8 protein-coding genes are annotated in these 7,607 nt (G+C 68.5%); 3 read left to right on the forward strand and 5 right to left on the reverse strand.

Going from position 1 to position 7,607, the window contains the following annotated elements; genetic code table 11:
* Positions 1–19: 19 nt before the first annotated feature.
* The 3 genes from O4G76_RS17230 to O4G76_RS17240 form a co-directional block, all read right to left on the reverse strand.
* The gene (locus tag O4G76_RS17230; protein WP_269398482.1) at positions 20–2,056 is read right to left on the reverse strand and encodes an FAD-dependent oxidoreductase; all 2,037 of its coding nucleotides are present in this window, start codon (positions 2,054–2,056) and stop codon (positions 20–22) included.
* Between the two features lie 45 nt (positions 2,057–2,101).
* Complete coding sequence (locus O4G76_RS17235) at positions 2,102–3,661, reverse strand: trimethylamine methyltransferase family protein (protein WP_269398483.1); 1,560 nt, start codon at positions 3,659–3,661, stop codon at positions 2,102–2,104.
* A gap of 350 nt (positions 3,662–4,011) precedes the next feature.
* The gene (locus O4G76_RS17240; protein WP_269398484.1) at positions 4,012–5,082 is read right to left on the reverse strand and encodes an alcohol dehydrogenase family protein; all 1,071 of its coding nucleotides are present in this window, start codon (positions 5,080–5,082) and stop codon (positions 4,012–4,014) included.
* A 70-nt stretch (positions 5,083–5,152) separates the two neighbouring features.
* Between O4G76_RS17240 and O4G76_RS17245 the strand changes: the two genes are divergently transcribed.
* Positions 5,153–5,680, forward strand: a complete 528-nt coding sequence (locus O4G76_RS17245; protein ID WP_269398485.1) for a TetR/AcrR family transcriptional regulator — start codon at positions 5,153–5,155, stop codon at positions 5,678–5,680.
* A gap of 74 nt (positions 5,681–5,754) precedes the next feature.
* Here O4G76_RS17245 and O4G76_RS17250 read toward each other — a convergent pair whose 3' ends face one another.
* Both O4G76_RS17250 and O4G76_RS17255 read right to left on the reverse strand, forming a co-directional pair.
* Positions 5,755–5,991 carry a DUF6552 family protein gene (locus tag O4G76_RS17250; protein ID WP_269398486.1) on the reverse strand — a complete coding sequence of 79 codons (237 nt, stop codon included), beginning with the start codon at positions 5,989–5,991 and terminating at the stop codon, positions 5,755–5,757.
* A 1-nt stretch (position 5,992) separates the two neighbouring features.
* Positions 5,993–6,232: a hypothetical protein gene (locus O4G76_RS17255; RefSeq protein ID WP_306467357.1), complete on the reverse strand. Its 240-nt coding sequence runs from the start codon at positions 6,230–6,232 to the stop codon at positions 5,993–5,995.
* 132 nt (positions 6,233–6,364) lie between these two features.
* Here O4G76_RS17255 and O4G76_RS17260 point away from each other — a divergent pair, with 132 nt between their 5' ends.
* Positions 6,365–7,261, forward strand: coding sequence for a LysR substrate-binding domain-containing protein (locus O4G76_RS17260; protein ID WP_269398490.1), 897 nt, complete (start codon positions 6,365–6,367; stop codon positions 7,259–7,261).
* A 155-nt stretch (positions 7,262–7,416) separates the two neighbouring features.
* Entirely contained in the window at positions 7,417–7,554 is a 138-nt protein-coding gene (locus O4G76_RS17265) for a hypothetical protein (RefSeq protein WP_269398487.1), read from the forward strand.
* Positions 7,555–7,607 lie beyond the last annotated feature (53 nt).

Consider the following 7,607-nt stretch of genomic DNA (forward strand, 5'->3'; position numbering starts at 1 on the left):
CAGGCACCCCGTGGCCCACTCATAGCGACAGGCACATCCTGAGGCCGTCATAGATCGCGGCATGGATGTTGCGCGAGGCGACCGCGTCGCCGATCCGCAGCAGCACGAAACCTTCGCGGGCGCATGAATAGGGATCACGCCCCGCCAGAAGCGCCGCGTGGTCGAGCGCGCCCCCATTGCCCGAATGCGGCCGCAGCGCAAAGTAGAGTTCGTCGAGCGGCGCGGTGCCGTGCTCGACCACGACGCGGTCGACCCGCCGCTCCTCCGACCAGCCCGGTGCGTGACGCGACCCCAGCCGCGCCACCAGCGCGTTGCCGTCGCGCCGGACGCCGGTCAGCATCGTGTGCAGGGTGATCCGGGTGTCGGTGCATTGGAAGGCGCGCGCGTAAGGCACGTGGTTCATCCCGCCCATGTCGACGCCGAACATCCGCTCGGGGGTGACGATCTCGACCTCGGCACCGCCTTCGGCCAGCAGTTTGGCGGCCGAAAGCGCCTGATGGCCACCATGGTCGTCATAGACGAGCACCTTGCCCTCGGGGCGCAACTCGCCCGAGAGCACGTCCCACGAGTTGTGGCACAGATCGGCGCCGCCCCCCGGCATCGGCGGGGTCTGCGGCAGCCCGCCCGTTGCGATCACCACGATATCGGGGTCGCGGGCAAGAACGTCTTCGGCCTCGGCATAGAGGTCGCACTCGATCCGCGTGCCAAGCCGCTCCAGCTCGGCCACGCGCCAGTCGACGATGCCGATCAGGTCGCGCCGGAGCGGGTTGCGCGTGGCGAGCAGCACCTGCCCGCCGGGGCGCGGCGCAGCCTCCAGCACCGTGACCGCGTGGCCGCGCTCGGCCAGAACCCGCGCCGCCTCCAGCCCGGCGGGACCGGCACCCACAACTACGGCGCGGCGTCGCGATGGCGCCTTCGGGATCACATGCGGCATCCGCGCCTCGCGCCCCGTGGCGGCGTTGTGGATGCACAGCGCCTCGCCCGCCTCGTAGATCCGGTCGAGGCAGTAGGTCGCGCCGGTGCAGGGCCGGATGCGCGCCTCCTCGCCGCGCATGATCTTGGCCACGATATGCGGATCGGCCATGTGGGCGCGGGTCATGCCGACCATGTCGAGCTTGCCCTCGGCGATGGCGTGGCGCGCGGTGGCCACGTCCGAGATCGCGGCGGCGTGGAACACCGGAAAGCGCGTCGCCGCCCGCACCTCGCCCGCGAAGTCGAGATGCGGGGCCGAGCGCATGCCCGCGATCGGGATCACCTCGTTGAGCGCGGCGTCGTGGTCGATATGCCCGCGAATGAGGTTGAGGAAGTCGATCTTCCCCGAACCCGCGAGGCGGCGGGCGATCTCGATGCCCTCCTCGCGGCTCAGGCCGCCATTCAGGTTCTCGTCCGCCACCATGCGGATGCCGGTGATGAAATCCGGGCCGACCGCCTCTCGGATCGCGTCGATCACCGCCCAAGTGAAGCGCAGCCGGCTGTCGAGGCTGCCGCCCCACGCGTCCTCGCGCAGGTTCCAGGCGGGCGACCAGAAGGCATCCATCAGGTGGCCGTAGCTCTCGATCTCGATCCCGTCGAGACCGGCCGCTTTCATCCGCTCGGCCGCCGCCGCCCAGTCGCGCACGACGCGGTCGATGTCCCAATCCTCCATCGCCTTGGGATGGCTGCGATGCGCCGGCTCTCGCAAGGCCGAGGGCGCAATCACCGGCAGCCAGTCGCCGCCCGCATAGCCGGTTCGCCGGCCGATATGGGTCAGCTGGATCATCACCGCGCAGCCATGTTCGTGGCAGGCCTCGACCATCTCCGAAAGCGGCTGGACGATCTCGTCCTTGTAGGCGGTGAGGTTGCCGAAGGCGGGCGGGCTGTCGGGCGAGACCACCGCAGAGCCAGCGGTCATGGTCAGCGCGATGCCGCCCTTCGCCTTCTCGGCATGGTAGAGCCGGTAGCGTTCGCCCGGCAGGCCGTTCTCGGAATAGGCCGGCTCATGCGCGGTCGACATGACCCGGTTCTTCAGCGTCAGGTGCCTGAGCCGGAACGGTTGCAGAAGGGGGTCATCGCGCATCTGGTCACTCCGGTCGGGCAGCCGCATTGAACCGGCTCGCGGCGCTCAATGCCAGCATTCAGGCAGCTCCGCCTTGCGGCGGGCCACGTGATCCGAGATCGCTCCTGCGGTCCCGGGATCGATCGGCGGCGCCTCGTGCTCCGCCAGCAGCCGCTTCCAGCGCGCATTGGCGCGCGTCGCCGCGTCCTGCCCGCCATCCTCGTCCCAGCTCTCCCAGTTGCGGTTGTCGGCCAGTTCCGAGTCCCAGAAGGCGGTCTCGTAATGCCGCATGGTATGGGCGCAGCCGAAGAAATGGCTGCCCGGCCCGACCTCGCGGAAGGCATCCAATGCCAAGGCCTCGTCGGAGGTGTCGATGCCGCCCAGATAGCTGTGCAGCGCACCGAGAAAGTCGCAGTCGAGCACGAATTTCTCGTAGCTCATCGACAGCAATCCATCGAGGAACCCCGCCGTGTGCAGCACGAAATTGGCGCCGCAATTCACCGCCGCCATCATCGAGACGGTGCTTTCCTGCATCGCCTGCGCGTCGGGCAGCTTGGAGGTGGTGAAGCTGCCCGAGCAGCGCAGCGGCAGCCCGGCGCGGCGGGCGAGTTGGCCGACGACCAGCGAGCCGAGGGCGGGTTCGGGCGTACCGAAGGTAGGCGACCCGCTGCGCAGCGCCATCGAGGAAAGAAAGTTGCCATAGATCACCGGCGCACCGGGCCGCACCAGCTGCGCCAGCGCGCAGCCCGCCAGCGTCTCGGCATGGGCCTGCGCGATGGCCCCGGCATTGGTGACCGGGCCCATCGCGCCGCCCAGGATGAAGGGGACGCAGACCACCCCCTGCCCCGCGGCGGCATAGGCGCGCAGCGCCCCAGTCATCGTGCCGTCCCACACGAGCGGCGAATTCACGTTGACGTTGCCCATGATCACGCAGTGATCGTCGAGAAAGCCGGGCGCGAAAACGAGCCGCGCCAGTTCGATCGAATCCTCGGCCCTCTCCTCAGAGGTGACGGCGCCGAGAAACGGCCGATCCGAAAGCGTCAGATGCGCCGCGACCATGTCGAGATGACGGTGGCTGACCGGAATGTCGGTCGGCTCGCAAACCACGCCGCCGGAGTGGTGCATCCACGGACAGGACTGGGCGAGGCGCACGAAGTCGCGGAAATCGGCGATGGTGCCGTAGCGCCGCCCCCGGTCGAGATCCATCACGAAGGGCGAGCCGTAGGCCGGGGCGAAGACCACGCCATCGCCGCCGATCTCCACGTCATTGGCCGGATTGCGGGCATGCTGGGTGAAGCGCGAGGGCGCGGTAGCAAGCACTTCCGCCAGCATCCCCTTCGGGAAGCGCACGCGCAGACCGTCGATCTCTGCCCCGGCCCGGCGCCAGAGCCGCAGTGCCTCTTCGTCGCCGCGAAACTCGATACCGATCTCGGCGAGGATGCGGTCAGAGGTGGCCTCGATCCGGATGAGCCCCTCCTCGTCCAGCACCGCGTGCACGGGGGTCTTGCGCCGGATGAAGGGCGGCCCGGCCACCGCCGCGCCCAGCCTCATCTCGCGCCGCGCGGCGCGCCCGCCGCTGCGACGGTGCCTCGGGCGCTCGGAATCGGCTTCGACGGAATGAGTCATCCATACCTCCCTCGCTGCCCCTCCAGCCCATCGCATCGGTAGCCGACCTGTCCGGCGAGAAACCGACATGGTTTCGTCGTTTCCGGATTATCGCACGGGAAAATGTCGGCCGGCGTGCCGAGCATGCCTGCGAAGACCGGGGGGCGCCTCCGAGCGCCCTGTCGATGTGTTCAGGCCCGCACGAGATCGGACGGGCGCCGCGCCGCGATCCGGGCGAGCGGATGCGGATCGGGATGAAGGACCCGAGGCGGGGGTTGCCCCCTACGCCGTCGAGGCCGAAGACGCCTCCGGGGGCCTTGCCGCGCCATGTCGCCCCGTCTTTCGACATGGCGCGGCCCCGCGGATCGCGATCAGCCCGCGATCTCGATCCCGATCTTGCCCATATGCGCCTTTTCGAGGAACGCCTCCTGCGCCGCGCGCAGCTGGTGCAGCTTGTAGGTCGCTGCCAGAACGGGCCGGATCTCGCCCCGCTCGATATAGCCCACGAGATCGGTGAAGACGCTTGGCTCCTGCCGGGTGCTGCCGATCAGCGTCAGGTCCTTGAGGTAGAGCGTGCGCAGGTCGAGTTCGACGATCGGCCCGGCGATGGCGCCCGAGGTCACGTAGCGGCCACGCACCGCCAGCGCATCGAGGAGCTTGGGCCAGCGCGGGCCGCCGACGAGGTCCAGCACGACGTCGAAGCCACCCTCGGGCAGCGCCTCGTCGCGGTGCAGGATGGCGTCGGCGCCAAGCGCGCGCAGCTCGTCCGCCTTGGCCGGGCTGGTCACCGCCGTGACATGCGCGCCGCGCCGCCGGGCGAGTTGCACAGCCGCCGAGCCCACCCCGCCCGAGGCACCGGTGATCAGCATCCGCTCGGCGCCAAGGCGTGCGCGCTGGATCATGCCCTCGGCGGTCGAGAAGGCGCAGGGGAAGGAGGCGAGTTCCACATCCGAAAGCGGGCTGTCGATCCGCAGCGCGTTCCCGGCGCCGATGGTCGCGTATTCGGCGAAGCCGCCGTCGCGCTCCGAGCCGAAGGTGACGAGCGCATCCTCGTCGCCGCCCTCGGGCCGATACATCGGGCGCACCAGCACCCGCTCGCCGATGCGGGCCGTGTCCACCCCATTCCCGACGGCGACGATCTCGCCGCAGCAATCGGCGCCCTGGATACGCGGAAAGCTGAGCGCGCCGGACCAGCCGCCATCGGTATCCGAGGCACCGTCATATCCAGTGGTGGCGGCGGAGTTCGTGTCGCCGCGCACGGCCTTGGAATACCAGCCGGTACGGGTGTTCACGTCGGTGTTGTTCACCGCCGAGGCGCCGACGCGGATCAACACCTCGCCCGCCCGCACGCGGGGAACCGGTACGTCCTCGCGCCACTGAAGCCGATCGAGACCGCCATGGCCGGTCAGAACCATGGCCTTCATCTTGTCAGGAAGGGTCATCGGGTTGCTCCGTCGTGTAGAATGATTACTCTACTTGCTCAGGTAGAGGGATCCCTCTACATCGTCAAGCATGACCGATACGATGACCAGGATCGCCGCTGGGCTGGAGCAGGCCTTTGCCGCCCGGGGCTTTGCCGAGCCCAGCGTCGAGGACCTGCGCGACGCGGCGGGCGTCAGCCTGCGTACGCTCTACAAATACACGCCGTCGCGCGCGGACATGGTGCTGGCGGCGCTGGAGCATCGACAGGCGCGCTATCTCGGCCACCTCTTCGACGGGCTGCCAAACGCGCCCAAGGCGGCCCTCGACGCGCTGCTCGACCGGGTCGGGAACTGGATGGCGACCGAGACCTCGCATGGCTGTCTGTTTCACGGCGCGGTGGCGGCCGAGCCCGGGAGCGAGCGGCTGCGCGAGGTGTTGTCGCGGCACAAGGCCGAGGTGGCGCGCCGCGCCGCCATGGCCACCGGGCTCGGTGGTCGCGAGATCGAACTCTTGGTGATCATGGAAGGTCTCACGCAGGCTTGGTCGTTGCACCAGGAGGCTGCCGTGGCGGGCGCGAAGCGGCTGGGGCATGACCTGTTGGGGCATGTGGCGGCGTGACGGCAGGTTCTGCCCGATAACCCGGCCTCGTCGAGGTCGTTGCCGCCATCCTAAGCCTCGTGTCCTCGCCGACCTCACTGGCTCGCCATGCCCGCCAGCATCGCGCCGAGAGCAACGAAGTGGATCAGCATGATCGCCCTGTCGTTCCACAGCACCCCGACGACCAGCCATCCGAGAACGCCGACGACGAACAGATAGAGATGCCACGGTGTCCAGCCGAAGGCCGTCCCGGCATAGCCGAGGATCTGGATGACGGAGGCCACCCATTTCACGACGAAGGCGGTCCGGTCACCGCGCGCGATATCGGTCACTTCAGACGCCACGGCTCAGCCCCCCGTCGATCCGACTCCAGCTCTCCGCCGCCCCTTCGACGAAACGCCCCAGCCCCTCGACCGATCGGTTCGAACCCATGACGCCGATGCCGCCGAGTTCTTTTCCCAGAGCCTCCGCCTTTCCCAAGGAGGACAGCACACCGACCTTGAAGCCATCGGTCACCAGCCGCCGCGCGGCGCCGGCCTCCATGCAAATGCCGCCAGCCGTGATCGGTGCCACTTTTCCTGTTGCCATTCCTGCGTGCTCCTCGGCTTTCCTGCGGCGCCCTTTGCGCCTATGGCTCGTCAGATAAGGGGCTGGAATGAACGCGACCAGCCAGGGGAGCTGTCGCGTGGGTGTAGGAGAACTATCGTGTCAAGCGAAGCCGATCTGCCCTCCCTCAGCGGTCTGCGCGCCTTCTCCGCGGCGGGAAGGCACCTGTCCTTTCGCGCGGCGGCGGAAGAGTTGGGCGTGACGCAGGGCGCCGTGGCCCAGCAGGTGCGCGGCCTCGAAGACCATCTCGGCCTGCGCCTGTTCCTTCGCGAGCCGCGGGGGCTGAGTTTCACCGAGGCGGGGCGGGCCTACCATGCCGCGGTCGCCCGCGCCTTTTCCCAGCTTTTGGACGCAACCGATGCGCTTCGAGATACGCCTTCGCGGGTGACGATCAGCGTGACCCCGACCTTCGCGTCGAAATGGCTCATCCCGCGTCTGGCGGAGTTCACCGAGGCCAACCCCGGGATCGACCTGCGGATCACCGCGACCGAGCGCGTCATGAGCTTTCATGCGGATGGCATCGATCTGGCGGTGCGGCAGGGGCGCCCGCCATTCGGGGCCAGCCTGCGGGCTGACCTGCTGTTTCCGCAAGAGATCATCGCGGTGTGCGCGCCACGACTGGTTGCCGATCAGGGCGGGCTTCTCGGTGCGGTGGCGCTCTCACGCATGACCCTGCTGCACGACACGCATGATCTTTGGCCGAAATTCATCGAGATGGCATTCGGGACCGAACCGGAGGCGCCACGCGGACTTCGCTTCAGCCAGACGACGCTGTGCCTCGACGCGGCCTTGGCCGGTCAGGGCATCGCCCTGGCCAGCCGCTTCCTCGTGCAGCGAGACCTCGATGCCGGCCGCCTCGTTCAGCCCGTCGACGCCGCACTCGAAGGGGGACAGGATTTCCACGTCCTGCTGCCGCGTCAGGGCGCATCCGAGGCGGCCCTGCGCGCAAGGGACTGGCTTCTCGGTGTTGCGTCCGAGGAAGCCCAGAGGGATTGAAGTCATGTGCCAAGCACCGCAAGGGGCCAAGCGTTTTGATGATCGGACGCGTTGGCCATCCACGGAGCGGCTAGGCTCACGACCCGTCGACCTCGCCTAGGCCGTGCGGTTCAGGCTCTCCCAAGAGCATGATCCATGAGAGGCCTATTTGGCTGATGGCCAGGCTGATCAACACCAGCCATGGCGCGGCGGCCACCACCCGCACGATCATCGGCGGGCCCAAGAGCGGTCGGGTCGGGAGCCTCGGCACCGACGCCTGCGAGGAAAAAGGGGGCAACTGTGTCGTTTCTTAGAGGCGAATGGGCTGTTTGTTTCGGATCATGGCGTTGAGGATGACGAGGAGCTG

Source organism: Limimaricola sp. G21655-S1, assembly GCF_027213785.1.
Classification (GTDB): Bacteria; Pseudomonadota; Alphaproteobacteria; order Rhodobacterales; family Rhodobacteraceae; genus Limimaricola.